This window comes from Streptomyces sp. NPDC043952 (assembly GCF_056435325.1).
In genome coordinates, this window is sequence record NZ_JBWKES010000035.1 from 7,725 (window position 1) to 34,540 (window position 26,816).

General features: G+C 71.2%; 20 protein-coding genes, 4 tRNA genes and 1 pseudogene. 13 read left to right on the forward strand and 12 right to left on the reverse strand.

Annotated elements, in window-relative coordinates; translation table 11 throughout:
- Positions 1-404 precede the first annotated feature (404 nt).
- The 4 genes from purD to AC069R_RS28195 all read left to right on the forward strand — a co-directional run bounded on the left by purD (position 405) and on the right by AC069R_RS28195 (position 6,717).
- The gene (purD, locus tag AC069R_RS28180; RefSeq protein WP_478769596.1) at positions 405-1,661 is read left to right on the forward strand and encodes a phosphoribosylamine--glycine ligase; all 1,257 of its coding nucleotides are present in this window, start codon (positions 405-407) and stop codon (positions 1,659-1,661) included.
- Positions 1,662-1,991: 330 nt separating this feature from the next.
- A complete protein-coding gene (locus tag AC069R_RS28185; protein ID WP_478769597.1) occupies positions 1,992-4,013 on the forward strand; it encodes a hypothetical protein in 2,022 nt (673 codons plus the stop codon).
- A gap of 201 nt (positions 4,014-4,214) precedes the next feature.
- The gene (locus AC069R_RS28190; RefSeq protein WP_478769598.1) at positions 4,215-5,711 is read left to right on the forward strand and encodes a N,N-dimethylformamidase beta subunit family domain-containing protein; all 1,497 of its coding nucleotides are present in this window, start codon (positions 4,215-4,217) and stop codon (positions 5,709-5,711) included.
- Between the two features lie 106 nt (positions 5,712-5,817).
- A complete protein-coding gene (locus AC069R_RS28195; RefSeq protein WP_478769599.1) occupies positions 5,818-6,717 on the forward strand; it encodes a phosphoribosylaminoimidazolesuccinocarboxamide synthase in 900 nt (299 codons plus the stop codon).
- Positions 6,718-6,764: 47 nt separating this feature from the next.
- On the opposite strand, the gene AC069R_RS28200 is transcribed toward AC069R_RS28195, so the two are convergent.
- The 6 genes and pseudogenes from AC069R_RS28200 to AC069R_RS28225 form a co-directional block, all read right to left on the reverse strand.
- A tRNA-Gly gene (locus tag AC069R_RS28200) sits at positions 6,765-6,837 on the reverse strand.
- Between the two features lie 23 nt (positions 6,838-6,860).
- Positions 6,861-7,475: a response regulator gene (locus AC069R_RS28205; protein ID WP_478769600.1), complete on the reverse strand. Its 615-nt coding sequence runs from the start codon at positions 7,473-7,475 to the stop codon at positions 6,861-6,863.
- 545 nt (positions 7,476-8,020) lie between these two features.
- Positions 8,021-8,851, reverse strand: a pseudogene (locus tag AC069R_RS28210) (ABC transporter ATP-binding protein); the annotation flags it as partial.
- A 136-nt stretch (positions 8,852-8,987) separates the two neighbouring features.
- Positions 8,988-9,063 (reverse strand) — tRNA-Gly (locus AC069R_RS28215).
- Between the two features lie 82 nt (positions 9,064-9,145).
- Positions 9,146-9,217, reverse strand: a tRNA-Gly gene (locus AC069R_RS28220).
- 213 nt (positions 9,218-9,430) lie between these two features.
- Positions 9,431-9,748, reverse strand: coding sequence for a histone-like nucleoid-structuring protein Lsr2 (locus tag AC069R_RS28225; RefSeq protein ID WP_145488531.1), 318 nt, complete (start codon positions 9,746-9,748; stop codon positions 9,431-9,433).
- A 310-nt stretch (positions 9,749-10,058) separates the two neighbouring features.
- Between AC069R_RS28225 and purS the strand changes: the two genes are divergently transcribed.
- From purS to purL, 3 genes are read left to right on the forward strand one after another with little or no spacing between them, the layout of a single operon-like run.
- Positions 10,059-10,331, forward strand: coding sequence for a phosphoribosylformylglycinamidine synthase subunit PurS (purS, locus tag AC069R_RS28230; protein ID WP_037650676.1), 273 nt, complete (start codon positions 10,059-10,061; stop codon positions 10,329-10,331).
- On the forward strand, positions 10,328-11,008 hold the full coding sequence (gene purQ, locus AC069R_RS28235) for a phosphoribosylformylglycinamidine synthase subunit PurQ (RefSeq protein ID WP_397985176.1): 681 nt from the start codon (positions 10,328-10,330) through the stop codon (positions 11,006-11,008). Before purS ends, purQ begins: the two co-directional genes overlap by 4 nt.
- On the forward strand, positions 11,005-13,263 hold the full coding sequence (gene purL, locus AC069R_RS28240; RefSeq protein ID WP_478769601.1) for a phosphoribosylformylglycinamidine synthase subunit PurL: 2,259 nt from the start codon (positions 11,005-11,007) through the stop codon (positions 13,261-13,263). Before purQ ends, purL begins: the two co-directional genes overlap by 4 nt.
- Positions 13,264-13,317: 54 nt before the next feature.
- On the opposite strand, the gene AC069R_RS28245 is transcribed toward purL, so the two are convergent.
- A complete protein-coding gene (locus AC069R_RS28245; RefSeq protein ID WP_478769602.1) occupies positions 13,318-13,902 on the reverse strand; it encodes a Uma2 family endonuclease in 585 nt (194 codons plus the stop codon).
- 105 nt (positions 13,903-14,007) lie between these two features.
- Here AC069R_RS28245 and AC069R_RS28250 point away from each other — a divergent pair, with 105 nt between their 5' ends.
- From AC069R_RS28250 to purM, 4 genes are all read left to right on the forward strand, one after another.
- On the forward strand, positions 14,008-14,805 hold the full coding sequence (locus tag AC069R_RS28250) for a maleylpyruvate isomerase family mycothiol-dependent enzyme (RefSeq protein WP_478769603.1): 798 nt from the start codon (positions 14,008-14,010) through the stop codon (positions 14,803-14,805).
- Between the two features lie 140 nt (positions 14,806-14,945).
- Positions 14,946-15,305, forward strand: coding sequence for an META domain-containing protein (locus tag AC069R_RS28255; protein WP_478769604.1), 360 nt, complete (start codon positions 14,946-14,948; stop codon positions 15,303-15,305).
- Positions 15,306-15,508: 203 nt separating this feature from the next.
- On the forward strand, positions 15,509-17,038 hold the full coding sequence (purF, locus tag AC069R_RS28260; protein ID WP_397985180.1) for an amidophosphoribosyltransferase: 1,530 nt from the start codon (positions 15,509-15,511) through the stop codon (positions 17,036-17,038).
- Between the two features lie 35 nt (positions 17,039-17,073).
- On the forward strand, positions 17,074-18,141 hold the full coding sequence (gene purM, locus AC069R_RS28265) for a phosphoribosylformylglycinamidine cyclo-ligase (RefSeq protein ID WP_478769605.1): 1,068 nt from the start codon (positions 17,074-17,076) through the stop codon (positions 18,139-18,141).
- A 94-nt stretch (positions 18,142-18,235) separates the two neighbouring features.
- Here the strand turns inward: purM and AC069R_RS28270 are convergent, their stop codons facing one another.
- Both AC069R_RS28270 and AC069R_RS28275 read right to left on the reverse strand, forming a co-directional pair.
- Positions 18,236-18,484 carry a DUF3073 domain-containing protein gene (locus AC069R_RS28270; protein ID WP_397985182.1) on the reverse strand — a complete coding sequence of 83 codons (249 nt, stop codon included), beginning with the start codon at positions 18,482-18,484 and terminating at the stop codon, positions 18,236-18,238.
- 364 nt (positions 18,485-18,848) lie between these two features.
- Positions 18,849-19,952 carry a Leu/Phe/Val dehydrogenase gene (locus AC069R_RS28275; protein WP_478769606.1) on the reverse strand — a complete coding sequence of 368 codons (1,104 nt, stop codon included), beginning with the start codon at positions 19,950-19,952 and terminating at the stop codon, positions 18,849-18,851.
- A 197-nt stretch (positions 19,953-20,149) separates the two neighbouring features.
- Between AC069R_RS28275 and AC069R_RS28280 the strand changes: the two genes are divergently transcribed.
- Together AC069R_RS28280 and bldC are read left to right on the forward strand one after the other, a co-directional pair.
- On the forward strand, positions 20,150-20,992 hold the full coding sequence (locus tag AC069R_RS28280) for a DUF8083 family protein (RefSeq protein WP_478769607.1): 843 nt from the start codon (positions 20,150-20,152) through the stop codon (positions 20,990-20,992).
- A 554-nt stretch (positions 20,993-21,546) separates the two neighbouring features.
- Complete coding sequence (bldC, locus tag AC069R_RS28285; RefSeq protein ID WP_003949541.1) at positions 21,547-21,753, forward strand: developmental transcriptional regulator BldC; 207 nt, start codon at positions 21,547-21,549, stop codon at positions 21,751-21,753.
- 441 nt (positions 21,754-22,194) lie between these two features.
- Here bldC and AC069R_RS28290 read toward each other — a convergent pair whose 3' ends face one another.
- From AC069R_RS28290 to hrpA, 3 genes are all read right to left on the reverse strand, one after another.
- Positions 22,195-22,374 (reverse strand): DUF6274 family protein, encoded by a 180-nt coding sequence (locus tag AC069R_RS28290; RefSeq protein ID WP_478769608.1) that lies wholly within the window; start codon positions 22,372-22,374, stop codon positions 22,195-22,197.
- A gap of 289 nt (positions 22,375-22,663) precedes the next feature.
- Positions 22,664-22,738, reverse strand: a tRNA-Asp gene (locus AC069R_RS28295).
- A 97-nt stretch (positions 22,739-22,835) separates the two neighbouring features.
- Positions 22,836-26,780, reverse strand: coding sequence for an ATP-dependent RNA helicase HrpA (gene hrpA, locus AC069R_RS28300; protein ID WP_478769609.1), 3,945 nt, complete (start codon positions 26,778-26,780; stop codon positions 22,836-22,838).
- Positions 26,781-26,816 lie beyond the last annotated feature (36 nt).

Here is a 26,816-nt window from a genome sequence, read left to right on the forward strand (position 1 = left end):
GACAACGGGCCGCATCCGCCAAGCCGCCGCAATCTGCCGGCCCTTCGAAGCCGACGCCCCCTGGCAACTGCCTAGGGGCGCGGGGAACTGCGCGATCAACCACGACGGCGGCGCACCCGACAACGGGCCGCATCCGCCAAGCCGCCGCAATCTGCCGGCCCTTCGAAGCCGACGCCCCCTGGCAACTGCCTAGGGGCGCGGGGAACTGCGCGACCAGCCACGACGGCCCCGCACCCGACAACCGGCCGCACCTGCCGAGCCGCCCCCGACGACCCGCCGCACCCGCCAAGCCGCACCCGACGAACAACCGGAGCCGACCTTGCCCACCCCACCCCACCCCCCTGTAGGAACATACGACTTCCCCGACCCCCAGCCTTCGGCAACCTTGCCATTAGGCTGACCCCGTGAACGTCCTCGTCATCGGCAGCGGCGCCCGCGAACACGCCCTGTGCCGCTCCCTGTCCCTCGATCCCGACGTCACCGCGCTGCACTGCGCCCCCGGCAACGCCGGCATCGCCGAGGTCGCCGAGCTGCACGAGGTCGACGCCCTCGACGGCGCCGCGGTGACCGCCCTGGCGCAGCGCCTCGGTGCCGAGCTGGTCGTCGTCGGCCCGGAGGCCCCCCTGGTCGCCGGCGTCGCCGACACCGTGCGCGCCGCCGGCATCCCGGTGTTCGGTCCGTCCGGCGAGGCCGCCCTGCTGGAGGGGTCCAAGGCGTTCGCCAAGGACGTCATGGCCTCGGCCGGGGTACCGACCGCCCGGTCGTACGTCTGCACCACCGCCGAGGAGGTCGCCCACGCGCTCGACGCCTTCGGCGCCCCCTACGTCGTCAAGGACGACGGACTCGCCGCCGGCAAGGGCGTCGTCGTCACCTCCGACCCGGCCGCCGCCACGGCGCACGCGGCCACCTGCGAGCGCGTGGTGATCGAGGAGTTCCTCGACGGCCCCGAGGTGTCCCTGTTCGCGGTCACCGACGGCGAGACCGTCGTACCGCTCCAGCCCGCACAGGACTTCAAGCGCGCCCTGGACGGCGACGAGGGTCCCAACACCGGCGGCATGGGCGCCTATTCGCCGCTGCCGTGGGCCGACCCGAAGCTGGTCGAGGAGGTGCTGCACACCGTGCTCCAGCCGACGGTGGACGAACTGCGGCGCCGCGGTACGCCGTTCTCCGGGCTGCTCTACGCCGGTCTCGCGATCACCAGCCGGGGCGTGCGGGTCATCGAGTTCAACGCCCGCTTCGGCGACCCCGAGACCCAGGTCGTGCTGGCCCGGCTGAAGACCCCGCTGGCCGGGCTGCTGATGGCCGCCGCCACCGGCAACCTCGCCGACCTGCCGCCGCTGCGCTGGAGCGAGGACGCGGCCGTCACCGTCGTCGTCGCCTCCCACAACTACCCCGGCACCCCGCGCACCGGCGACCCGATCACCGGACTGGCCGAGGTCGCCGCCGAGGACGCCCCGCACGCCTACGTGCTGCACGCCGGCACCCGGCAGGACGGCGACGCGGTCGTCAGCGCGGGCGGTCGCGTGCTGTCCGTCACCGCCACCGGCAAGGACCTGACCGAGGCGCGCGAGCGGGCGTACCGGGCGGTGGGCCGGATCCGGCTCGACGGCGCGCAGCACCGCACGGACATCGCGGCGAAGGCGGCCGCCGGGGCGCTCTGAGCGCCGCTCCGACGCCTCCCATCTCCTGTTTCACCCCCGCAGGCCCCGGACCGGCGATCCGGGGCCTGATCTTTGCTGTCTGTCACCCAGCTCTGACCAAAGCCATTCCATCGAGTGAGCAATCGTCCATCCTGCTGACGTGGGCCGGGGCCGCAACTAGGGTGCCGCGCAAGCGTTCCGGCGCTTGGCGGACCGGCCGTACGCACTTGGCGCACCGGCATTGCGCACTTGGCCCACCGGCATTGCGTTGTCAGTGGCGGATGCCACAGTGGGGGAGTGAGCAGCACCAGCACAGCACGGCATCGGCAGGGGAGGGGGTGAGGTCGGCACGTGAGCGGAATCGGTGTGGAAGCGGGCGCGCAGGCCGCGCGCTCTCGGGCCCTCGCGGTGTTGCGGGTCCGGGGCCGGGCCCTGGGCGTGGCCGTGCTGCCCGCGGCCGCGGAGGTGATCCTGCTGGCCGGCGCGGCCACGGGCCATCTGGTCGGTCCCGGCTGGGACACCGCCCGCTGGGCCGTGGGCGTCCTCGCGGTCCTCGTCCTGCTGGCCACCGCCGGCATCGCCCTGGTCCTCACCCGCGCCCGCCCCGCCATGAGCCCCACGGTCCCGGTCGCCGAGGAGTCCGCCCCGGACCTGTACCGAATGGTCCGCGACCTCGCCGAGCGGCTGGACGTCCCGGCGCCCTCCGCCATAGCCCTCACCCCCGACTGCGACAGCTGGCTGGAGGACCGGACGCACGCGGCGCACGGCCCGCCCGCACGGCCGGCCCCCGGTGAGACGGACATACCGGGTGAGGGGCGCCGCCCCCGCCGGGCCCCCGTCGCGCCGGTCCTCGTCATCGGCTCCCCGTTCCTGTGGTGGATGCGGGTCGGCGAGCTGCGCGCGGTCATCGCCCCGGTCGTGGCCGGTACGGGCCCCTCGGCCCACCCCGACATAGCCGCCGCCCGGCGCTTCGTGCGCGGGCTCGACGCCACCCTGGCCATCGCCGCCACGCCGGGCCGGGGGCCGCTGGCCCGCGGGGCGCGCGCGGTCCTCGGCCGGGTGGCCCGGCTGCTGCTGGGCGCCTGCCGTGAGCACGCCGCGCAGCTGGAGCGCGGGGTCGCCGCGGCGGCCGCCGAGCGGGCGCAGTCGGTGGACTACGGACTGCGGATCGTCGCCCAGGAACAGGTCGGCCTCGCGTACGCGGGCTGGGACCGGCTGCTGACCCGAGTCGCCCTGCCCGCCTGGCGGATGGGCCGCTGGCCCTCCCGGCTGGACGCGGGCGTGGTGGCTGCGCTCACCGAGCTGTCCCGGCGCGACCGGCTGGCCGAGGGCTTCACCTCCCGCCTCGGCGAGCGGCCCGCCTGCGATCTGCTGGAGGAGCCCGGCAGCGTGGACGAAGCCACCTCGCTGCTCGCCGCGCGCCTCTTCCACGGCGGCCCCGCCGGACCCCGCGCCGAGTGGGCGCCGGTGGACTGGCAGTCGTACCCGGAGGAGGTCGTGGACCGCACCTGGCGCGCCGACGCGGCCCGGCTGCACCGCGTCCTGGACTCCCTCGCCGCCCGCCCCGCGCGGCACACCGCCGCCCCCACCCTGGCCCGGATCCTGGACCACCTCGCCGAGCCCACGGCCCCCGCCGACGCCCCCGGCGAGACCGACACCCCCGGCGCCACCGACTCCCCCCGCGAGCCCGGCGACCCGGCGACGACCGCCCCCGGCGAGTCCGCCGTACCCGACACCCCCGGCTGCCCCGGCGACCCGGCGACGACCGCCCCCGGAACCGCCCTCGTCCCCGCGCACCCCGCCCCGGCCAGCCGCCCGGCCCAGGACCCCCGCCCGGCCCTCCCGGCGGCCGACGACCTGCTCGACGCTCCCGACGCACCCCCCACCCCCGACGCCACACCCACCCCCACCCCCACCCCCGGCGCCGGACCCGTGACCGATCCCGACGCCGATCCCGACGAGGACGACCCCGGCACCGAACGCAGCGCCGCCCTCGCCGCCGGTCTCAGCGCCGAGGTGGCCCGTGAGGAGAGCGCCGTGCCGCGGGGCGCCACCGCCGCGGGCCAGAGCCCGCCCAGCACCCTGTGGGACGGCGGCGCGCTGCCCCTCGTCCCCCTCCAGCCCCCGCGCACCGCCCGCGAACTCCTGACCGACCACGTCACGGCGATGGTGTGCTGCGCCGCCGTCGACACCGCGGGCGCGGTCCCGGCGCTGGACTGGCTGGACGGCCCCTCCCTGCTGCTGCACGGCGAGCGGGTGGCCGACCTGACCCCCCGCGTGCTGAGCCTGATCGAGGAGGGCGATCCGGGCCCGCTGCGCGACTGGCTGGCCGCCGCGGGGATACGCCCCGAGAAGCCGATACGCCTCGTCTGACAGCCGAGCCGCCTCGCTCAACGGGAGCCCCAGCTTCCACTTCAGGTCAATTCGCAACGAATAGTGACCGAGCCCGTGCGTTATGTGATGTGCTGGTACCCATCACGCACCTGGCAAAGGCATGCGACATACGACAGCACGGCCGAGCACCGCGAGCACCACCCACCACAGGAATCGGGGGGCTCGGGGAGGGGAGCGACCATGGCCTCGGACCACATCCGCCGCTGGGAGTCCGGAGCGATCGCGCACGCCGTCACGGATCCCTTCGGCCTGGGCCCCGTGCCCTGGCTGCGCGGCAGCGAGACGTACTTCGACGACACCGGCCACGTCGTGCCCTGGTACGTGGACGCCGTGCCCCAGCAGCACACCCGCGGTGATGTGCGCATTCCCGCGCCGCGCACCACACCGGGCGGCCCCCGCTCCGCCGACGACGTGCACCGCCAGATCAAGGGCTTCACCGCCACCGGCGCGGTCGCGCCCGGCGAGGCGATCGACTTCCACATCACGGTCGACCCGCCGCAGGAGTTCTCCGTCGACATCTACCGGATCGGCCACTACGCGGGCGACGGCGCCGCCAAGATCACCACCAGCCCCCGGCTGTCCGGCATCGTGCAGCCCCCGCCGCTGGCCGCCGACCGCACGGTCTCCTGCCACCACTGGTGGCTGTCCTGGCGCCTCCAGGTGCCCTCCCACTGGAGCATCGGCGCCTATGTGGCCGTGCTGACCACCGCCGACGGCTACCGCTCCCACGTGCCGTTCACGGTCCGCGACGACCGCCCGGCCGATCTGCTCCTGCTGCTGCCCGACGTGACGTGGCAGGCGTACAACCTGTACCCGGAGGACGGGCACACCGGCGCCAGCCTCTACCACGCCTGGGACGAACAGGGCGCGCTGCTCGGCGAGGCCGACGCGGCGACCACGGTCTCCTTCGACCGGCCGTACGCGGGCGCGGGCCTGCCGCTGCACGTCGGGCACGCCTACGACGTCATCCGCTGGGCCGAGCGCTACGGCTACGACCTCGCCTACGCCGACGCCCGCGATCTGCACGCCGGCCGGGTGGACCCCACCCGCTACCGGGGCCTGATCTTCCCCGGCCACGACGAGTACTGGACGGGGCCCATGCGCCGCGCCGCCGAGCGGGCCCGAGACCACGGCACCTCGCTGGTCTTCCTCTCCGCCAACACCATGTACTGGCAGGTCGAGTTGGGGCCCTCGCCGTCCGGGACGCCGGACCGGCTGCTGACCTGCCGCAAGCGCAAGGGCCCCGGCAAGCCGGTGCTGTGGCGGGAGATCGACCGCCCCGAACAGGAGCTGATCGGCATCCAGTACGCGGGCCGGGTGCCCGAACCGTGCCCGCTGATCGTGCGCAACGCGGGCCACTGGCTGTGGGAGGCCACCGGGGCGTACGAGGGCGACGAGATCCCCGGCCTGGTCGCGGGCGAGGCCGACCGGTACTTCCCGCGCACCGCGCTGCCCGCCCACGACGAGCGCATCCTGCTCGCCCACTCCCCCTACACCGACGCCGGCGGCACCCCGCGCCACCAGGAGACCTCCCTGTACCGGGCCCCGTCCGGCGCCTGGGTGTTCGCCTCCGGCACCTTCGCCTGGTCCCCGGCCCTGGACCGCCCCGGCCATGTGGACCCCCGTATCCAGCGGGCCACGGCCAACCTCCTGGACCGCATCTGCAAACGCGACTGAGGAGCCGGCGACCGGGCCCGACAGGACCCCGGCCGACCCCTGGCCGGAACCGGACACCCCCGTAAGGGAGAATCGAGGCAGTTGGACAGAACCACGGGGAGGAACCGTGTCCGGATTCGTAGAAAAGCCCGAGCCGATCCAGGTTCCGGGCCTGGTGCACCTGCACACCGGAAAGGTGCGGGACCTGTACCGGAACGAGGCGGGCGACCTCGTGATGGTCGCCAGCGACCGCATCTCCGCCTACGACTGGGTGCTGCCCACGGAAATCCCCGACAAGGGCCGGGTCCTCACCCGGCTCTCCCTGTGGTGGTTCGACCAGCTGCGCGACCTGGCCCCGAACCATGTGATCTCCGAGGAACTGCCCGCGGGCGCCCCCGCCGACTGGGCGGGCCGGACCCTGATCTGCAGGTCGCTGAGGATGGTCCCGGTCGAGTGCGTGGCCCGCGGCTACCTCACCGGTTCGGGCCTGGCGGAGTACGGCGAGTCCCGGACCGTGTGCGGCCTCGCCCTCCCCGAGGGCCTCGTCGACGGCTCCGAGCTGCCCGCCCCGATCTTCACCCCGGCCACCAAGGCCGAGGTCGGCGAGCACGACGAGAACGTGTCCTACGAGGAGGTCGCCCGCCAGGTCGGCGCGGACACCGCCGCCCGGCTGCGCCAGGCCACCCTCGCCGTCTACTCGCGGGCCCGCGACATCGCCCGCGAGCGGGGCATCATCCTCGCGGACACCAAGTTCGAGTTCGGCTACGACGGGGACACGCTCGTCCTCGCCGACGAGGTGCTCACCCCGGACTCCTCCCGCTTCTGGCCGGCCGACCAGTGGCAGCCGGGGCGGGCGCAGCCGTCGTACGACAAGCAGTTCGTGCGCGACTGGCTGACCTCCCCGGAGTCCGGCTGGGACCGCAGGAGCGAGCAGCCCCCGCCGCCGCTGCCGCACGAGGTGGTGGAGCGCACCCGCGCCAAGTACCTGGAGGCGTACGAGCGTCTGACCGGCACCAGCTGGTCCTAGAGACACGAAGAAGGCCCCGGTCCAGTGGACCGGGGCCTTCTCTGCGGAGCGGACGACGAGGCTCGAACTCGCGACCTCAACCTTGGCAAGGTTGCGCTCTACCAACTGAGCTACGTCCGCAGTGCGCCGTGGCGCGACAGCTACTATACCCAACCCCGCTCGCGCGCGAGACGCACCGCCGTATGCCGGTTCTCGGCGCCGAGCTTGGTGACGGCCGAGGAGAGGTAGTTGCGCACGGTGCCGGGGGACAGCGCGGCCCGCTCGGCGATCTCCGCGACCGGCGCCCCGTCGGCGGCCAGCTCCAGCACCTCCGCCTCCCGCGCGGTCAGCGGGGAGTCCCCGGCGGCGATCGCGTCGGCGGCCAATTCCGGGTCCAGATAACGGCTTCCGGCGTGCACGGTCCGGATGATCTCGGCCAGCCGCCGCGCGCTGACCGTCTTCGGCACGAACCCGCGCACCCCCGCCGCGAGCGCCCGCTTCAGATGCCCCGGCCGCCCGTGCCCGGTGACGATCAGCACCTGGCAGCCGGGCAGTTCGGCCCGCAGGGATGTGGCGACCCTCACACCGTCCGCGCCCGGCATCTGGGGATCCAGCACCGCCACATCGGGCGCGTGCGCCCGCGCCATCGCCAGCGCCTCGGGGCCGGTGGCGGCCTCCGCGACCACCAGCAGAGCGTCCTCCAGCGAGAGCAGGGCGGCCAGCGCGCCCCGGATCAGGTGCTCGTCGTCGGCGAGCAGCAGCCGTACCGGATCACTCATGACGTGACGTCACTCACTTCCCGCGCCTCGCGTGGCGCCCCCGCCGGCAGCGGCACCTCGGCCACCAGCCGCAACCGGTCCCCGCCCGCGGCCCCGGCCGTCAGCGTCCCGGCCACCACCGCGAGCCGCTCCCGCAGCCCGGCGAGCCCCGACCCGCCACCGGTGTCCGCTCCGTCGGCCGGCGCCCCGTCGTTCTCCACCGTCAGCGTCCCGGCCACCACCGCGAGCCGCTCCCGCAGCCCGGCGAGCCCCGACCCGCCACCGGTGTCGGCTCCGCCGGCCGGCACCCCGTCGTTCTCCACCATCAGCACCGCCCGCCCCTCGCGCACCGCCAGCCCCACCGCACACCGCCGCGCGTCCCCGTGCCGCAGCACATTGGTGGTCGCCTCCCGCACCACCCAGCCGAGCGCCGACTGCACCCCGGCGGGCAGCCCGGCCGGCGCCGCGCGCACCTCGCACTCGATCCCGGCGGCCTCCAACACACCCCGCGCGCCCGCGAGTTCGGCGCCTAGGTCGGCCTCGCGGTAACCGCGTAGGCCGCAGGCGAGGACGCCGGTCGCGGTCCGCTGGGGGTCGGTGGTGCTCAGGCGCACGGTCCGGCCCTCGTGCGCGTGGCCGCAGACGCCGAGCGCGGCCGGCGGGGGCAGATCGCCGGGCAGGTAGCCCTCCGGGAGCCGGAACGACATCCGGGACGGGCGCCCCGCGGTGACCTCGGCCGGGGTGCCGGCGGCCGCGATCCGGCCGGCGTGCAGGATGGCGAGCCGGTCGGCCAGGTTCTCGGCCTCCTCCAGGTAGTGCGTGGTGAGCAGCACGGTCGTACCGGCGTCGCGCAGCGCGCGCACCAACTCCCAGGTGTCGCGGCGGCCTTCGGCGTCCAGACCGGTCGTCGGCTCGTCCAGAAAGAGCACCTCGGGGTCGCCGAGCAGGGCGAGCGCGAGGTCGAGGCGGCGCCGTTCGCCGCCGGACAGCTGCTTGACCCGCACCCCGCGCCGGTCGTCGAGTCCCACCCGCGCCAGCACCCGGTCGCCGGGGCGCGCCCCGCTGGTGCAGCCCGCCCACATCCGGACCGTCTCGGCGACGGTCAGCTCGGCGGGGAAGCCGCCCTCCTGGAGCAGTACGCCGGTTAGGGGGCGTACGGCGGCCCGTTCGCGGTAGGGATCACGGCCGAGGACCCTGATCTCGCCGCGGGTCGGCGCGGCGAGCCCTTCGAGGAGTTCCATGGTGGAGGTCTTGCCCGCGCCATTGGTGCCGAGCAGCGCGAAGATCTCCCCGCGCGCCACGGAGAAGCCGATTGAGCGCACGGCCTCGAATCCGCCGCGGTAGGCACGTGTGAGGCCGCTGACCTCGATCACGCGATCGTGCCCTGGGATGTCCATGCCTTCAGCGTCCCGGCGGGCGGGGGCGGCCGGCAGTGCGGGATGTCATCGGCCGGCATGACAAATGTCAGCGGGGTTCCGATGCCACTTCCCGGCGCACGAAAAAACCCCGGTCGCGAAGACCGGGGCTTTCCCTTGGAGCGGACGACGAGGCTCGAACTCGCGACCTCAACCTTGGCAAGGTTGCGCTCTACCAACTGAGCTACGTCCGCACTGCTGCCGATCGGCTCCCACCGATCGGTGCGAGCACCAGCCTACCTGATCCACAAGAGTGGTCCGGACGGCCGGTGCCAGAGCGGGTGACAGGAATCGCACACTGCGCCTTCCCCCTGGAAGGGGGATGTTCTACTACTGAACTACACCCGCACGATCCTCGGGGTTTCGGCCTTTCGGCCTCGCCCCTCGGCGTGTCTCAGACATTAGCTGATCAGCAGGGGGGTAGCGCAAGTCGGCTCCCCCACCGGCCGTCCGCGCGCCGCCCGCACACCGTCCGGGCACCCCCGTACGGCCCCAAGTGCACGGTCTCCAGGGCCCGCTGACGGACCCTGGAGACCGCCCCTTCGCGGGCCCTGTCACGCCTCACTGCGCGCTGCTGAACGCCTCGTAGACCTTCTTGGGGATGCGCCCGCGCGCGGGCACGTCCATCTTGTTGGCCTGGGCCCAGGCGCGGACGGCCGCCGGGTCGGGCGCCACCTCGGTCTGCTTGTACGCCTTGCCGGAGCGCGACCGCTTGCGGCCGGCCTCGACGTACGGCGCGAGCGCCTTGCGCAGTTTCTTGGCGTTGGTTTCGTTCAGGTCGATCTCGTACGACTTGCCGTCGAGTCCGAAGGCGATCGTTTCCGCCGCTTCCGAGCCGTCGATGTCGTCGAAGAGAGTGACCACGACCTTTTGCGCCACGAATATCGGTCCCTTCGTGCGGCACGTCGATACAGCTCACCGGCGTTGACGTGCCGAGTATCGGCTATTGCCAATTCATTTGTACAGTGCCCGGCAATGCAAAGTGAAGCCCGACTAAATCCGTCCGCGTGTCCGAAGGCAATAGGGGTTGCGGACGGCCCGTCGAACTTTCCCAGAACTTTTCACGGCCGCCGGTCTCCGACACCCGATCGTGATGCGCCTCACGTAGTTTCCTCCAACTCTACCCGCGTAGAAATTTTGTGCGGGTAGTCTGAAGGAACCTGCTCAGCACCACACATCGGGAGTGCCAGTGGCACGCGTCGTAGTCGACGTCATGCTCAAGCCGGAGATCCTCGACCCCCAGGGCCAGGCGGTCCAGCGTGCGCTGCCGCGCCTGGGATTCGAAGGGATCTCGGACGTCCGTCAGGGAAAGCGTTTCGAACTGGAAGTTGACGGCCCGGTCGACGAGGCCGCGCTCGCCCGCATCCGCGATCTCGCGGAATCCTTCCTCGCCAACACCGTGATCGAGGACTTCACCGTCAAGGTGGAAGAGGGCGCGGAAGTCGCGGAGGCGGCGAAGTGACCGCTCGTATTGGCGTCGTCACTTTCCCGGGGAGCCTGGACGACCGGGACACCCAGCGCGCGATCCGTCTCGCGGGCGCCGAACCGGTCGCCCTGTGGCACAAGGACAAGGACCTCAAGCAGGTCGACGCCGTGGTCCTGCCCGGCGGTTTCTCCTACGGCGACTATCTGCGCGCCGGCGCCATCTCCCGTTTCTCGCCGGTCATGGACACGGTCATCGAGCAGGCGAAGGCCGGCCTCCCGGTCCTCGGCATCTGCAACGGCTTCCAGGTCCTCACCGAGGCCCACCTGCTGCCGGGCGCGATGCTGGGCAACGACCACCTTCACTTCATCTGCCGCGACCAGAAGCTGCGGGTGGAGAACGCGGAGACCGCCTGGACCGGCGACTACCGCCGGGGCCAGGAGATCCACATCCCGCTGAAGAACATGGACGGCCGGTACGTCGCCGACCCGTACACGCTCGACAAGCTGGAGGCGGAGGGCCGCGTCGTCTTCCGCTACCTGGACGTCAACCCGAACGGCTCGCTCAACGACATCGCCGGCGTCACCAACGAGGCGGGCAATGTCGTCGGCCTGATGCCGCACCCTGAGCACGCCGTCGAGCCGCTGATCGGTTCGGGCCGCACCGACGGCCTCCCCTTCTTCACCTCGATCCTCAAGAAGCTGGTCAACGCATGAGCCGGACGCCTCTGGACACGGTCGAGCACGCGGCCGCGACCCCCGACGCCGAGCTGCCCTGGGCCGAACTCGGCCTGAAGAAGGACGAGTACGAGCGGGTGGTGGAGATCCTCGGCCGCCGCCCGACCGGCGCGGAACTCGCCATGTACTCGGTCATGTGGTCCGAGCACTGCTCGTACAAGTCCTCCAAGGTCCATCTGCGCCAGTTCGGCGAGAAGGCGCCCGAGTCGGACGCGCTGCTCGTCGGCATCGGCGAGAACGCCGGCGTGGTGGACGTCGGCCAGGGCTACGCGGTCACCTTCAAGGTCGAGTCGCACAACCACCCCTCGTACGTGGAGCCCTACCAGGGCGCGGCCACGGGCGTCGGCGGCATCGTCCGCGACATCATCGCGATGGGCGCCCGCCCGGTCGCGGTGGTCGACCCGCTGCGCTTCGGCGCGGCCGACCACCCCGACACCAAGCGCGTCCTGCCGGGCGTGGTCGCGGGCATCGGCGGCTACGGCAACTGCCTGGGCCTGCCCAACATCGGCGGCGAGGTCGTCTTCGACGCTTGCTACCAGGGCAACCCGCTGGTCAACGCCGGTGCCATCGGTGTGATGCGGCACGAGGACATCCACCTCGCCAAGGCCTCCGGCGCGGGCAACCAGGTCATCCTGTACGGCGCCCGGACCGGCGGCGACGGCATCGGCGGCGCCTCGATCCTCGCGTCCGAGACCTTCGACGACGCCAAGCCCTCCAAGCGCCCCGCGGTGCAGGTCGGCGACCCCTTCCAGGAGAAGCTCCTCATCGAGTGCACCCTGGAGGCGTTCCGGGAGAAGCTGGTCGTCGGCATCCAGGACCTGGGCGCGGCCGGACTCTCCTGCGCCACCAGCGAGCTGGCGTCCAACGGCTCCGGCGGCATGCGGGTGACCCTGGACGACGTCCCGCTGCGCGACTCGACGCTCTCGCCCGAGGAAATCCTCATGAGCGAGTCGCAGGAACGCATGTGCGCGGTCGTGGAGCCGGCGAAGGTCGGGCGCTTCCTGGAGATCTGCGAGAAGTGGGACGTCATCGCCACGGTCATCGGCGAGGTGACCGACGGCGACCGGCTGGAGATCTTCTGGCACGGCGAGAAGATCGTGGACGTCGACCCGCGCACGGTCGCGCACGACGGCCCGGTCTACGAGCGCCCGTACGCGCGCCCCTCCTGGCAGGACGAGCTCCAGGCGGACGACGCGGGCAAGCTGCCCCGCCCGGCGACTGCGGAGGAGCTGCGCGAGCAGGTCCTGAAGCTGGTGGCGTCCCCGAACCAGGCGTCCAAGAAGTGGATCACGCAGCAGTACGACCACTTCGTGCAGGGCAACACGGTGCTGGCGCAGCCCGAGGACTCGGGCATGATCCGCATCGACGAGTCGACCGGCCTCGGTGTCGCCATCGCGACGGACGGCAACGGCCGTTACGCCAAGCTGGACCCGTACACCGGCGCCCAGCTGGCCCTGGCCGAGGCGTACCGGAACGTGGCCACGACGGGCGCCAAGCCCCTCGCCGTCTCCGACTGCCTGAACTTCGGCTCGCCCGAGGACCCGGCGGTGATGTGGCAGTTCGCGGAGGCGGTACGCGGCCTCGCGGACGGTTGCCGGCAGCTCGGCACCCCGGTGACCGGCGGCAATGTCTCGCTCTACAACCAGACGGGCGAGGCGGCGATCCACCCGACGCCGGTCGTCGCGGTCCTCGGCGTGATCGACGACGTCGCCCGTCGCACCCCGGTCGCCTTCCAGGAGGAGGGCCAGCTGCTCTACCTCCTCGGCGACACCCGCGAGGAGTTCGGCGGCTCGGCCTGGTCCCAGGTGATCCACGACCACCTGGGCGGCATGCCCCCGGCGGTCGACCTGGAGCGGGAGCGGCTGCTGGGCGAGATCCTGATCTCCGCCTCCCGCGACGGCATGATCGACTCCGCGCACGACCTGTCGGACGGCGGTCTGATCCAGGCCGTGGTCGAGTCGGCGCTGCTGGGCCGGAAGGGCGCGCGCCTCGTCGTCCCCGACGGCCTGGACGCGTTCACCTTCCTCTTCTCCGAGTCGGCCGGCCGTGCGCTGGTGGCCGTGCCCCGCTCGGAGGAGCTGCGCTTCACCGACATGTGCGGCGCGCGCGGCCTGCCGGCCACCCGCATCGGCGTCGTGGACGGCGACGCGGTGGACGTCCAGGGCGAGTTCACCCTCCCCCTGGCCGACCTGCGCGAGGCCCACGAGGGCACGATCCCCTCGCTGCTGGCGTGACCACGAAGACCCCCGCCCGGACTCGGTTTCCGGGCGGGGGTCTCTCGTGAAAGTTCAGCGGACGTAGTTGTTGAGGATCTCCGTGTCCAGCTCGATGTCCATCGGGCCGGGGACGAGCACCTTCTCCCCGAACTTCGCCGTGTGGACATCGCGGTAGCCACCGATCTGCCGGTCAGGGTTGCTGTGCACGGTCACGGTGCGGGCGTCCCGGTCGATCAAGAGATACAGCGGGATTCCTGATTGCCCGTACGCGGTCGGCTTCTCGTGCCGGTCCCGCCGGTCGGTGTCCGAGTCGTACGAGGTGACCTCGACGACCATGAGCACGCCCTCAGGTCCGGCCCACTCACTGTGCCCCGCGAAGTGGCCTTCCGGTACGAGCAGCGCATCGGGCCTCGCCCGGCCGTCCCCGTATGCCTCCACCTGAAGTCCTCGACCCTGGTACAGGTCCAGGTCGGGCCTCGCCTGCATACAGCGCCGTGCAAGCCAGGTCACGATGGTGTCGTGATCTCCGTCCGCCATCTTCTTGACTTCGAGCCGCCCGCCGATGAACTCCAACGTGACGGTCTCGGGAGCGGCGGCGGCGATCGTCTCGAACTCCTCCACCGACATCTGAGTCGTGCCCTCGCCCCTGCCCGTCATGCCGCGCCCCCTTCCAGGCGGAAGCCAGTGTTGCCCGTCCCCGGCCGCGCGGCGTGGATTCCGCCGGTGCTCACCCACACGGGTGAGTGCGCATAAGCTCCCGCCATGCCCCAGGCCAAGAAGCGCGCCCGTACCTACGATCCCGTCCGGACCCGTGCCGCGGTCCTCGGTCAGTTCGGTGCGGTGCGGGACGCCGTACGCGGGCTCGACGAGGAGCAGTTGGCGGGGGAGACCCGGCTGGCGGGCTGGTCCGTGCGGGAGTTGGTCGTGCACATCGGGATGGCGCTGACGGCCGTGCACCGGGCGCTCGCGCTGCCCGAGCCTGCCAGGGCGGACGCCGTACTGCTGGACTGGCCGTTCGCCACCGCCGCCAACTCCGCGGCCATCGACGCGTTCACCCGGAACCTCGCCGCCGAACATCCCGACCTCGACGCCTACCTCGCGGACGTCGACGCGTCCCTGCGCGGTCTGCTCGCCGAGCACCCCGGCAGCCGGCTGCTGACGACCAACGCCGGCGCCCTCTCCCTGGACGACTACCTGGTCACCCGAGCCGTCGAACTCGTCGTGCACACCGACGACCTGAACGCGGCCGTACCGGGGCTCGACGTGCCGTACGACCGGCAGGCGCTGGCCGCCACCACCCGGCTGCTCGCCGACGCGCTCGCGGCGAAGGCGCCCGGCGGGTCCACGGAGGTGCGCGTGCCGCCGTACGCCGTGGTGCAGTGCGTGGCGGGGCCCCGGCACACCCGCGGCACCCCGCCCAACGTGGTGGAGACCGACCCGCTGACATGGGTACGGCTCGCCACCGGGCGGCTGGACTGGCGGACGGCGGTGGACGACGCCAAGGTCAGCGCGAGCGGGGAGCGGGCCGACATCGGGGGGCTGCTGCCGGTCATGTCCTGAGGGAGCGAGGAGAGCCGGGGGAACCGGTGGGGGCGACCGGCCGTCGTATCCGTATGAAACGGATGAAAGCGACCGCTGTCCTCGCCCTTCTCCTGCCCCTGGCGGTGGCCTGTGGCGCTGCGCCCGCGCACAGTGGAGCGGTGACCGCGGACGAACCCCTGACCGGCGTCGAATGGCGCGTCGTGAGCGTCACCGCCCAGGGCGCGACGCACCCCGCGCCCGCCGCCGCCCGGCTGCTCCTGCGCGACGACGGAACCGCCGCCGGCAACCTCGGGTGCAACAGCTTCAGCGCCCCGGCCACCGTGCACGGCGACCGCGTCACCTTCGGGCGGCTGCGCACCACCAAGATGGCCTGCGACACCGCCCGGATGGCCTTCGAGCGGCTGCTCGGCGGGCTGCTCGGCGGCCGGACGCTCACCGGCGTGCCCGGCCACGGCAAGCTCACGCTCACCACGAGTCACGGGGACCACGTCAACCTCACCCGCAGCACGCCACAATGATGTGCGACACCTCACTCACGCATCCGGCCAAACCGCCCCGCGGGGCGTCGCGGGCGACCGGCGAAAATCCCGAGTGACGGCGGACACGCCGCGCTGACCTGCGCTGACGCGGAAAACGACAAGATGATCCGTAAACCGGTCGGCCGTTACGACCGCGTATCCCCAATTCGGACCAGTGGTCGATCTCGCCTACACTCGGTGCTGTGCCACGTGGTGACGGTCGACTCAATCACGACCTGCTCCCCGGAGAGAAAGGCCCCCAGGACGCGTGTGGCGTCTTCGGTGTCTGGGCTCCGGGTGAAGAGGTCGCAAAGCTCACGTACTTCGGGCTCTACGCCCTCCAGCACCGGGGTCAGGAATCCGCGGGAATCGCGGTCAGCAATGGCTCCCAGATCCTCGTCTTCAAGGACATGGGCCTGGTCTCCCAGGTCTTCGACGAGACCTCTCTCGGCTCCCTCCAGGGTCATATCGCGGTCGGACACGCCCGCTACTCGACCACCGGTGCCTCCGTCTGGGAGAACGCCCAGCCGACGTTCCGCGCCACCGCGCACGGCTCGATCGCGCTCGGCCACAACGGCAACCTGGTCAACACGGCGCAGCTCGCCGAGATGGTCGCCGAACTCCCGAACGAGAACAACAGCCGCTCCAGCCGGGTCGCGGCCACCAACGACACCGACCTGCTGACGGCGCTGCTCGCCGCCCAGGTCGACGAGGACGGCAAGCCGCTGACCATCGAGGAGGCCGCGCAGCAGGTCCTCCCGAAGGTCCGGGGCGCCTTCTCGCTCGTCTTCATGGACGAGCACACCCTCTACGCCGGCCGTGACCCCCAGGGCATCCGCCCGCTGGTCCTCGGCCGCCTGGAGCGCGGCTGGGTGGTCGCCTCCGAGTCCGCCGCCCTGGACATCTGCGGCGCCAGCTTCGTCCGCGAGATCGAGCCGGGCGAGTTCGTCGCCATCGACGAGAACGGCCTGCGCAGCTCACGATTCGCGGAAGCAAAGCCCAAGGGCTGTGTCTTCGAGTACGTGTACCTGGCCCGTCCGGACACCGACATCGCCGGCCGGAACGTGTACCTCTCCCGCGTGGAGATGGGCCGCCGGCTCGCCAAGGAGGCCCCGGTCGAGGCCGACCTGGTGATAGCGACCCCGGAGTCGGGCACCCCGGCCGCCATCGGCTACGCGGAGGCCTCGGGCATCCCGTTCGGCGCCGGACTGGTCAAGAACGCCTACGTGGGCCGCACCTTCATCCAGCCCTCGCAGACCATCCGCCAGCTGGGCATCCGGCTGAAGCTCAACCCGCTCAAGGAAGTCATCAAGGGCAAGCGCCTGGTGGTCGTGGACGACTCGATCGTGCGCGGCAACACCCAGCGCGCCCTGGTGCGCATGCTCCGCGAGGCGGGCGCCGCCGAGGTGCACATCCGCATCTCCTCGCCGCCGGTGAAGTGGCCCTGCTTCTTCGGCATCGACTTCGCCACCCGCGCGGAACTGATCGCCAACGGCATGACGATCGACGAGATCGGCACCAGCCTCGGCGCCGACTCGCTCGCCTACATCTCCATCGACGGCATGATCGACGCGACCACCATCGCGAAGCCGAACCTGTGCCGCGCCTGCTTCGACGGCGAGTACCCGATGGAGCTGCCGGACCCGGAGCTGCTCGGCAAGCAGCTGCTGGAGACCGAGCTGGCGGCCGGCCCCGCAGAGACGGCCGCGGCCGACGCGATCCGTCGCCCGTAACACCCCCGCAGTACGACACGAAAGCTCTCACAGTCATGTCTGAGACAACTGGTGCCAGCTACGCAGCGGCGGGCGTCGACATCGAGGCGGGCGACCGCGCCGTCGAGCTGATGAAGGAGTGGGTCAAGAAGACCCGGCGCCCCGAGGTCCTCGGCGGCATCGGCGGCTTCGCCGGACTCTTCGACGCCTCCGCCCTCAAGCGCTACGAGCGCCCCCTGCTCGCCTCCGCCACCGACGGCGTGGGCACCAAGGTGGACATCGCCCGCCGCCTGGGCGTCTACGACACCATCGGCCACGACCTGGTCGCCATGGTCATGGACGACATCGTGGTGTGCGGCGCCGAGCCGCTGTTCATGACCGACTACATCTGCGTCGGCAAGGTCCACCCCGAGCGGGTCGCCGCCATCGTCAAGGGCATCGCGGAGGGCTGTGTGCTGGCCGGCTGCGCCCTGGTGGGCGGTGAGACGGCCGAACATCCGGGTCTGCTCGGCGAGGACGACTTCGACGTCGCGGGCGCCGGTACGGGCGTCGTGGAGGCCGACCGGCTGCTCGGCCCGGATCGCATCCGCAAGGGTGACACCGTGATCGCCATGGCGGCCTCCGGCCTTCACTCGAACGGGTACTCCCTGGTCCGCCACGTCCTGCTGAACACGGCGGGCCTGGCCCTGGAGTCGGAGGTGGCCGAGCTGGGCCGCACCCTCGGCGAGGAGCTGCTGGAGCCCACCAAGATCTACTCGCTGGACTGCCTGGCCCTGACCCGCACGGCCGATGTGCACGCCTTCAGCCACATCACCGGCGGCGGGCTCGCGGCCAACCTGGCCCGCGTGATCCCGGACGGTCTGCACGCCGTGGTCGACCGCACCACCTGGACGCCGGGCGCGATCTTCGACCTGGTCGGCAGGACCGGGAACGTGGAGCGCCTGGAGCTGGAGAAGACGCTGAACATGGGCGTCGGCATGATGGCGATCGTGCCGGAGGAGTCCACCGAGGTGGCCCTCGCGACGCTGGCCGACCGGGGCGTCGAGGCCTGGGTGGCCGGCGAGATCACCGGGCGCGGCGACAAGGAGAGCGGCGCCGAGCTGGTGGGGGACTACGCGAACTGACGCCTACGGTGTGGTGCCCGCGGGAACCGCTCGTGGGTAGCACAGAAGCCGGTCGGTGGCTGTGCCACCGACCGGGCTTGTGCTCAGTGCAAGGTCAAGCGCCGCGACGATGTTGTGAAGGGCCCTCGTCCTCGTCCTCGTCGTCCTCATAGAGGTCGGCGTAACGGGAGTAAAGGTCGTCCTCGTCATCGTCATCGTCCTCGAACGGCTCGCCGTTCGGCGGCTGGCTCGAAGTTGATGCGCCCAGTTCACTGGCCAGACGTGACAGGTCAGTCCCACCGCTGTTGTACTTCAGCTGGCGGGCGACCTTTGTCTGCTTGGCCTTGGCCCGGCCGCGCCCCATGGCTCGACCCCCTCGGTGACGGGGCTCGACGGCCCCAGAGTCTGACACGCGTTCATGATCTGGATCGGACTCTCCATGGAGAGGCCGGTCCGTAGGGCTTCCACGGTACCTGAGCCCGCGCCCATACGGTACGTCGCCCGCAGCACGCGCGTGTGCACAGAACCTTCGAGGTGCCCTGTCCTCGCTGGTCAGTGGCGATTTTAACCACTTATCGGGGAACGACCCGCCGAGGGAAGTGAGAGTTCTCTCCAACTCGCCCCCGGCGGGTACCGCTCATGTGTGCGAAATCATGCGCGTGCGGCCCTGCGCGCGGTGCTCACCGCAGTGCTCCATGTGGTGCTCCCTGTGATGCTCCGCATGGCGCTCAGCGTCCGGTGTGGCCCGCGCGTGCCTCGGCCATCCGCTGCTCGGCGATCCGGTCGGCCGCCGCGGCCGGCGGAATCCCGTCTTCCTTCGCACGTGCGAATATGGCCAGCGTGGTGTCGAAGATCCTCGCCGCCTTCGCCTTGCACCGCTCGAAGTCGAAGCCGTGCAGCTCGTCGGCCACCTGGATGACCCCGCCCGCGTTCACCACGTAGTCCGGCGCGTAGAGGATCCCGCGGTCGGCGAGGTCCTTCTCCACGCCCGGATGGGCGAGCTGGTTGTTGGCCGCGCCGCACACCACCTTGGCGGTGAGCACCGGCACGGTCTCGTCGTTCAGGGCGCCGCCGAGCGCACAGGGCGCGTAGATGTCCAGGCCCTCGACGCGGATCAGCGCGTCGGTGTCGGCGACCGCCGTCACCCCCTCGTACTGGTCGAGGATCCGCTGGACGGCGTCCGGGCGGACATCGGTGACGACGACCTTGGCGCCCTCGTCCAGCAGATGGCGCACCAGGTGGTGGCCGACCTTGCCGACCCCGGCCACGCCGACCGTGCGGTCGCGCAGCGAGGGGTCGCCCCACAGGTGCTGGGCGCAGGCGCGCATGCCCTGGTAGACGCCGAAGGAGGTCAGCACCGAGGAGTCGCCGGCGCCGCCGTTCTCCGGGGAGCGGCCGGTGGTCCAGCGGCACTCGCGGGCCACCACGTCCATGTCGGCCACATAGGTGCCGACGTCGCAGGCGGTGACGTAGCGCCCGCCGAGGGAGGCGACCATCCGGCCGTAGGCGAGGAGCAGTTCCTCGGTCTTGTCGCGCTCCGGGTCGCCGATGATCACGGCCTTGCCGCCGCCGTGGTCCAGACCGGCCATGGCGTTCTTGTACGACATCCCGCGCGCGAGGTTGAGCGCGTCGGCGACGGCCTCGGCCTCGGTGGCGTACGGGTAGAAGCGGGTGCCGCCGAGGGCGGGGCCCAGAGCGGTGGAGTGGAGCGCGATCACGGCCTTGAGGCCACTGGCGCGGTCCTGGCAGAGCACGACCTGCTCATGACCGCCCTGCTCCGAGTGGAACAGGGTGTGCAGGACATCAGCAGGCGCGCCGGTTACGTCGGTCACTGTGGTGACTCCTGTGTACTAGCGGCGAGTGGGGTCAGCTCCCGTACGGGTGGCGGGGGCTGGTGGCATGAGCGTAGAGCCTGCGTCCGGCCGCCGTCCGCGCAGTGTTCAGGATCACTCGCACGGGCTCACCGCGCCCCCTGGCCGTGGCACGATTTGCAGTGTTTCCAGCCGGGTCCGATGGGGAGGGAGCAGGCGTGCCGAAGGTGTCCTCCGTGGTCGTCCCCTATGCCGCCTACCTGCGCGTGTACGAGCCGCTGGGCGCCTTCCCCCAGCCGGAGCGCGACCACTGGGCGCGCTACGCCCGCCGCCCGGACCGGCCCTCGTACCAGGACGAACTGCGCCGCTCCCTGGCCGACTTGGTGCCGACCCCGCCCATCGCGGTGCCGGTGCACGAGAGCGGCGACGCCTTCGTGCTGGAGGTCGAGGGGGTGGTCTGCGTATGCCCCTGGCGGACCCGGCTGCGCGGCTGGCAGGCGCTGGAGGAGCTCGGCGACGAGCTGCCGCCGCCGGTGCTGGACGCCGTGCTGCCGCCGGTGGTGCGCCGGCAGGCGGCCCTGGACTACGAGCGCTGGCTGGGCCGCAACCCGGACGCCCGCCCGTGGATCCGCACGGCGACCTGGCAGGTGCCGGTGAACTGGTTCGTGCTGGTCGCGGACGAGGAGCGGCAGTACGACAAGGGGAGCGCGGAGGAGCCCCCGGCGCTGCGCTACCGCACGCCGATGGTGCAGGCCCGGCGCCGGGTGGCCAGGGCACTGCGCACGCTGAAGGAGGCCGTGGCGGAAGGGCCGCTGATCGACGGCCTGCTGGACATCGGCCGCTGGCTGGAGGAGTTCCATCCGCGTTCGCTGGTGGAACTGGACTACGGCGGTCTGGTGCATGTGCTGCCGGCCGACGAGCTGGCGGACGACCACTCGGCGGCGGACGTGGCCGAGGGCATCGAGGCGCTGCGCCGGGGCGACGAGGAGGCGGCCGCGGAGGCGTACGCGCGGCTGGTGGAGCGGTGGCGCGCGGTGCGGGACCGGCGTTCGGCGAACTGACGTTCAAACAGAAACCGCCGGAACGTGATCCGCGCCACAGCTGAGACGGTGCTCAACGGCGTACGGTCAAGCGCGCTTCCCTCACCTGACGGGGCATCGGACCTGATCCGGGCGTTTGCGTCAAGGGTGCCCGAAAGGTGATGGACTGCACGTACGGGGCCCTTGCGCCTCTTCCCCCTCCTCATGCCAAAATAGGACAAGGAGTCCGGGGAGGGTTCCTTCCGTCCAAGTGTGGTGCACTATGGGCGGAATCTTCGCATTGCACGCTTTGGGGGGTCTGGTGCCTCCTGATCGCTCTGTGACTGATCGTCACGGTGGCGTGACTGTCCGCTATGGCATGGTCCATCGGCTTCCGTCGCTGATGGACACCTGGGAGGGCAATTCCGTCGGTTTGGCCGACCGGGCTGGACAGATGGTGTAGTTGTAGTGCCGAGGACAAGCCGTTCGTCCTATAACCGACTCGACTCGCGTCCGCCATTTCGGGCAACGCGGGTCAAGGTGCAGAATTTAGAGGAAAGAACCGAGAAGGTTCGGTTCTCCCGAGGAGGCCGCTCATGACCGCTCGCACCCCTGATGCCGAGCCGCTGCTGACCCCGGCTGAGGTCGCCACCATGTTCCGCGTCGACCCCAAGACGGTCACGCGGTGGGCGAAGGCCGGCAAGCTCACGTCGATCCGCACGCTCGGCGGGCACCGCCGCTACCGCGAGGCCGAGGTCCGCGCTCTGCTCGCGGGCATCCCGCAGCAGCGCAGCGAGGCCTGACCGAGCAGCGGAACAACTGAATACAGGGCGAAACGGCGGGCCCCCCAACCTGCCGAGGCGCCCGAAACCCTAGCTTCAAGCGACGCGGGACCTGCCCCAACAGGCCCCACGCCCGAGCCCAAGAGAACGTTGCAGGCAAGCGACACAGGGTGCGTCGTCGATCGCGCTGGACTCCGCCGGGTCCAGCGCGATCTGTTTTGTGCACTGGTCGGGGGTGGGGTGGGGGTCCGGGCGGCTGCTCGGGGCGCACTTCGGTACGAGGTGCAATTGCACATATTAAATTGACCCGTTGTAGGACGGGTGTAAGTTCCGCACTCCTGAAAACTTATGCGGTGACACCCGTCACATGCCGGGCCACTTGTTGCCTCGGGCGCCGGTGAGCTAATGGAAGCACCGGTTCCAGTGTCCGCTGTGCGAACGGGAGTTGAGGGCGTGCGCCGGTCACGCCGTACGGGACCGGGATCGCCGGTCCTCGGTCCGCTCCGCGGGGCCGGCGCTCATCGCCAGCCGCAGCAGGTGGTGGCAGATCGGACAGTGCCGGGTGAGGTGCCCGTACGACGAGGCGGCCGCGAGGTGCGCTCTGAGCAGCGCCCGCGTCTCATGCCTGACCGTTGTCCCCATGCCCCACCTCCTGGGACCCCACCCTGAACCGGGCCCTGCCCCTTGGGTACCGACCCCGACGGACCCCGTCAAGGCCACGCGCCACCAGGAACCCCCCGGAAGCGCTTAGAGGCAGACGGACGGGCTCGGACGGGCTTCTGCGGGGGTTTGCCGGCCGCCGTTGCCCTCAGGGGCCGTTGAGGCGGTGCGGCCGCGACGGGGCGGGGCGGCCTCCGCCTTGACGCGGTGGCGGGATGGGACATGAAGTAAGGCCCGCGTCCCTCAAGGGGTGCGGGCCTTACTTCTACTGCGGTCCTGACGGGATTTGAACCCGCGGCCTCCACCTTGACAGGGTGGCGAGCACTCCAAACTGCTCCACAGGACCAGGTTTCGCGGCACTTTGCCTGGTGCGTTGTGCTGCGAGATGAGACTGTACAGGAGGTGAGGCCGCCTGGTCGAACTCACTCCCTGCGAGCGGCCGGTTACGGTGCGAGCGCGTCGATCGCCTTGGTGATCCGCTTGTCCGAGACGGGGTACGCCGTGCCCAGCGCGTGCGCGAAATAGCTGACCCGCAGCTCCTCCAGCATCCAGCGGATGTCCAGGACCTGCTGCGGAACCGGCCGCCCCTTGGGCAGCTGCTCCAGCAGCCAGGCGTACTCGTCCTGCATCTCGTGGACCTTCTCCATGCGCGTGGTGTCCCGCTGCACGTTCGCCGGCATCTGCTGGAGCCGCCGGTCCGCCGCCACCAGGTACCGCATCAGATCCGGCAGCCGCCGTATCCCCGCCCATGTGACGAACCCCGGCTTCACCAGCGCGTCCAGCTGCTTGCGGACGTCCGTGAGGTTCGCGAGCAGCGCCGGGCTGCGGACGGCCTTCAGACGCCGCTCACAGGCCCCCCACGCGGCCAGCACCTGCTGCACCTGCCCGACCGTGCGCACCGTGGTGTCCACGATCTCGGCGCGCACCTTGTCGTACAGCTTCCGGTACGACTCCTCGTCCCACGCGGGGCCGCCGAAGTCGCCGATCAGCTTGTCCGCCGCGGCCATCGCGCAGTCGTCGAACAGGGCCTGGATGGACCCGTGCGGGTTCGCGGACAGCCCGAGCTTCTGCTGGTTGCTGAGCTTCTCGGACGCGAACTTGGCCGGGTTCACCGGGATGTTGCGCAGGATCAGCCGCCGGGTGCCCTTCCACATGGCCTCCGCCTGCTCGGCCTCGGTGTCGAAGAGTCGTACGGAGACCGTGTCGCCGTCGTCCACCAGCGCCGGGTACGCCTTCACCGGCTGCCCGGCCCGGCGCGTCTCGAAGACCCGGCTCAGCGTGCCGATCGTCCAGTCGGTCAGCCCCTCGCGTTCCAGCGCGGGGCCGCCCTCGCGGGACGCGGTCGCCGCCGCGGCCTGGGAGAGGGCCTTGCGCGCCTTCGGCTTCAGCCGCAGCTTCAGCGCCTGGAGGTCCTTGTCCTCGGCCAGCTTCCGGCGCCGCTCGTCGACGATCCGGAACGTGATCCGGAGATGCTCGGGCACCCTGGACCAGTCGAAGTCCTCCGCCTCGAACGGCACCCCGACCATCCGCTTGAGCTCGCGCGCCATCGTCACGGTCAGCGGCTCCTGGAGGGGGACCGCCCGCTCCAGGAAGGCCTTGGCGTAGTTCGGCGCGGGCACGTAATGGCGCCGGATCGGCTTGGGCAGGGACCGGATCAGCTCCGTGACGACCTCTTCCCGCAGGCCGGGGATCTGCCAGTCGAAGCCCTCGTCCGTGACCTGGTTGAGGACCTGGAGCGGGATGTGCACGGTCACACCGTCCGCGTCCGCGCCCGGCTCGAACTGGTAGGTGACCCGGAACTTCAGGGCGCCCTGCCGCCAGCTGTCCGGGTAGTCGGCCTTGGTGACCGCCTCCGCGGACTCCCGGATCAGCATCTCCCGCTCGAAGTCCAGCAAGTCCGGCTGTTCGTGCCGCTTGCGCTTCCACCAGGAGTCGAAGTGCGCGCCGGAGACGACGTGTTCGGGGATCCGCTGGTCGTAGAAGTCGTACAGCGTCTCGTCGTCCACCACGATGTCCCGGCGCCGCGCCCGGTGTTCCAGCTCCTCGACCTCGCTGAGGAGCTTGCGGTTGTCGGCGTAGAACTTGTGGTGGGTGCGCCAGTCGCCCTCCACCAGCGCGTTGCGGATGAACAGCTCGCGGGAGACCTCGGGGTCGATCCGGCCGTAGTTCACCTTGCGCTGGGCGACGATCGGCACGCCGTACAGCGTGACCTTCTCGTACGCCATCACGGCCGCCTGGTCCTTCTCCCAGTGCGGCTCGCTGTACGTGCGCTTCAGCAGGTGCCCGGCGAGCGGTTCGACCCACTCGGGCTCGATCTTCGCGTTGACCCGCGCCCACAGCCGGCTGGTCTCCACCAGCTCGGCCGACATCACGAACTTGGGCTGCTTCCTGAACAGCGCCGAGCCGGGGAAGATCGCGAACTTGGCGTTGCGGGCGCCCAGGTACTCGTTCTTGTTGCCCTCGCGTACGTCCTTCATCCCGACGTGGGAGAGCAGGCCGGCCAGCAGGGAGACGTGCACGCGGTCGGCGGGCGAGTCCTCCTCGGCGAGGTGGATGCCCATCTGCTTGGCCACGGTCCGCAGCTGGGTGTAGATGTCCTGCCATTCGCGGATGCGCAGGAAGTTCAGGTACTCCTGCTTGCACATCCGCCGGAACGAGCTGGAGCCGCGCTCCTTCTGCTGCTCGCGGATGTACCGCCACAGGTTGAGGTAGGCGAGGAAGTCGCTGGTCTCGTCCTTGAAGCGGGCGTGCTGCTGGTCGGCCTGCGCCTGCTTGTCGGCGGGGCGTTCGCGCGGGTCCTGGATGGACAGGGCGGCGGCGATGACCATGACCTCGCGGGCGCAGCCGTTCTTGTCGGCCTCCAGCACCATGCGCGCCAGGCGCGGGTCCACGGGCAGCTGGGCCAGCTTGCGGCCGGTTTCGGTGAGCCGCTTGCGCGGGTCCTTCTCGGCGGGGTTCAGCGCGCCCAGCTCCTGGAGCAGCTGCACGCCGTCGCGGATGTTGCGGTGGTCCGGCGGATCGATGAAGGGGAACTTCTCGATGTCGCCGAGGCCGGCCGCGGTCATCTGGAGGATGACGGAGGCCAGGTTGGTGCGCAGGATCTCCGCGTCGGTGAACTCCGGCCGGGCGAGGAAGTCGTCCTCGCTGTACAGCCGGATGCAGATGCCGTCGGAGGTACGGCCGCAGCGGCCCTTGCGCTGGTTGGCGCTGGCCTGCGAGACCGGTTCGATGGGCAGCCGCTGGACCTTGGTGCGGTGGCTGTAGCGGCTGATCCGGGCGAAGCCGGGGTCGATGACGTACTTGATGCCCGGAACGGTCAGCGAGGTCTCGGCGACGTTCGTTGCCAGCACGATCCGGCGGCCGGTGTGCGGCTGGAAGACCCGGTGCTGCTCGGCGTGCGACAGCCGGGCGTACAGCGGCAGGACCTCGGTGAATCTGTATTTCTTCTTCTCCAGCGCGTCCGCCGTGTCGCGGATCTCCCGCTCGCCGGAGAGGAAGACGAGGATGTCGCCCTTGCCCTCGGCCTGAAGCTCCTCGACCGCGTCGCAGATCGCGGTGATCTGGTCCCGGTCGGCGTCCTCGGAGTCCGCTTCGAGGAGGGGCCGGTAGCGCACCTCCACGGGGTACGTCCGCCCGCTGACCTCGATGATCGGGGCGTTCCCGAAGTGCCGGGAGAAGCGCTCGGGATCGATGGTCGCCGAGGTGATGACGACCTTGAGGTCGGGCCGCTTGGGCAGCAGCTGGGCGAGATAGCCCAGCAGGAAGTCGATGTTGAGCGACCGCTCGTGGGCCTCGTCGATGATGATCGTGTCGTAGGCGCGCAGCTCGCGGTCGGTCTGGATCTCGGCGAGCAGGATGCCGTCCGTCATCAGCTTGATGAAGGTGGCGTCCGGGTTCACCTGGTCGGTGAAGCGCACCTTCCAGCCGACGGCCTCGCCGAGCGGGGTGCGCAGCTCCTCGGCGACGCGCTCGGCGACGGTACGGGCGGCGATCCGGCGGGGCTGGGTGTGCCCGATCAGGCCGCGCACGCCACGGCCCAGTTCCAGGCAGATCTTGGGGATCTGCGTCGTCTTCCCGGAACCGGTCTCACCGGCGACGATGACGACCTGGTGATCGCGGATGGCCGCCGCGATCTCGTCCTTCTTCTGGCTGACCGGCAGTTGTTCGGGATAGGTGACGGCCGGCACGCGCAGGCGCCGCTCGGCCATCCGGCCCGCTGCCTTGTCGAGCTCGCCCCCGATCTCGGCGAGTACGGCGTCACGGGCCTCGGGCTTGCGGATCTTGCGCGCGCCCTCGAGCCGCCGCCCGAGCCGGTGCGCGTCACGCAGCGACAACTCGGTCAGACGGGCGGCGAGGGAGCCGAGGGCGGGGGCTGGATGCGTAGACATACGCGATCCAGGATCTCACCTCGGCCGAAACGGAGT

Excerpts from the sequence above, each read along its gene's own strand:
- purM (WP_478769605.1), top strand. The coding sequence starts at position 17,074 with ATGTCTGAGACAACTGGTGCCAGCTACGCAGCGGCGGGCGTCGACATC.
- purL (WP_478769601.1), top strand. The coding sequence starts at position 11,005 with ATGAGCCGGACGCCTCTGGACACGGTCGAGCACGCGGCCGCGACCCCC.
- AC069R_RS28245 (WP_478769602.1), bottom strand. The coding sequence starts at position 13,902 with ATGACGGGCAGGGGCGAGGGCACGACTCAGATGTCGGTGGAGGAGTTC.
- AC069R_RS28270 (WP_397985182.1), bottom strand. The coding sequence starts at position 18,484 with ATGGGGCGCGGCCGGGCCAAGGCCAAGCAGACAAAGGTCGCCCGCCAG.
- bldC (WP_003949541.1), top strand. The coding sequence starts at position 21,547 with ATGACCGCTCGCACCCCTGATGCCGAGCCGCTGCTGACCCCGGCTGAG.
- AC069R_RS28190 (WP_478769598.1), top strand. The coding sequence starts at position 4,215 with ATGGCCTCGGACCACATCCGCCGCTGGGAGTCCGGAGCGATCGCGCAC.
- AC069R_RS28250 (WP_478769603.1), top strand. The coding sequence starts at position 14,008 with ATGCCCCAGGCCAAGAAGCGCGCCCGTACCTACGATCCCGTCCGGACC.
- AC069R_RS28205 (WP_478769600.1), bottom strand. The coding sequence starts at position 7,475 with ATGAGTGATCCGGTACGGCTGCTGCTCGCCGACGACGAGCACCTGATC.
- AC069R_RS28290 (WP_478769608.1), bottom strand. The coding sequence starts at position 22,374 with ATGGGGACAACGGTCAGGCATGAGACGCGGGCGCTGCTCAGAGCGCAC.
- hrpA (WP_478769609.1), bottom strand. The coding sequence starts at position 26,780 with ATGTCTACGCATCCAGCCCCCGCCCTCGGCTCCCTCGCCGCCCGTCTG.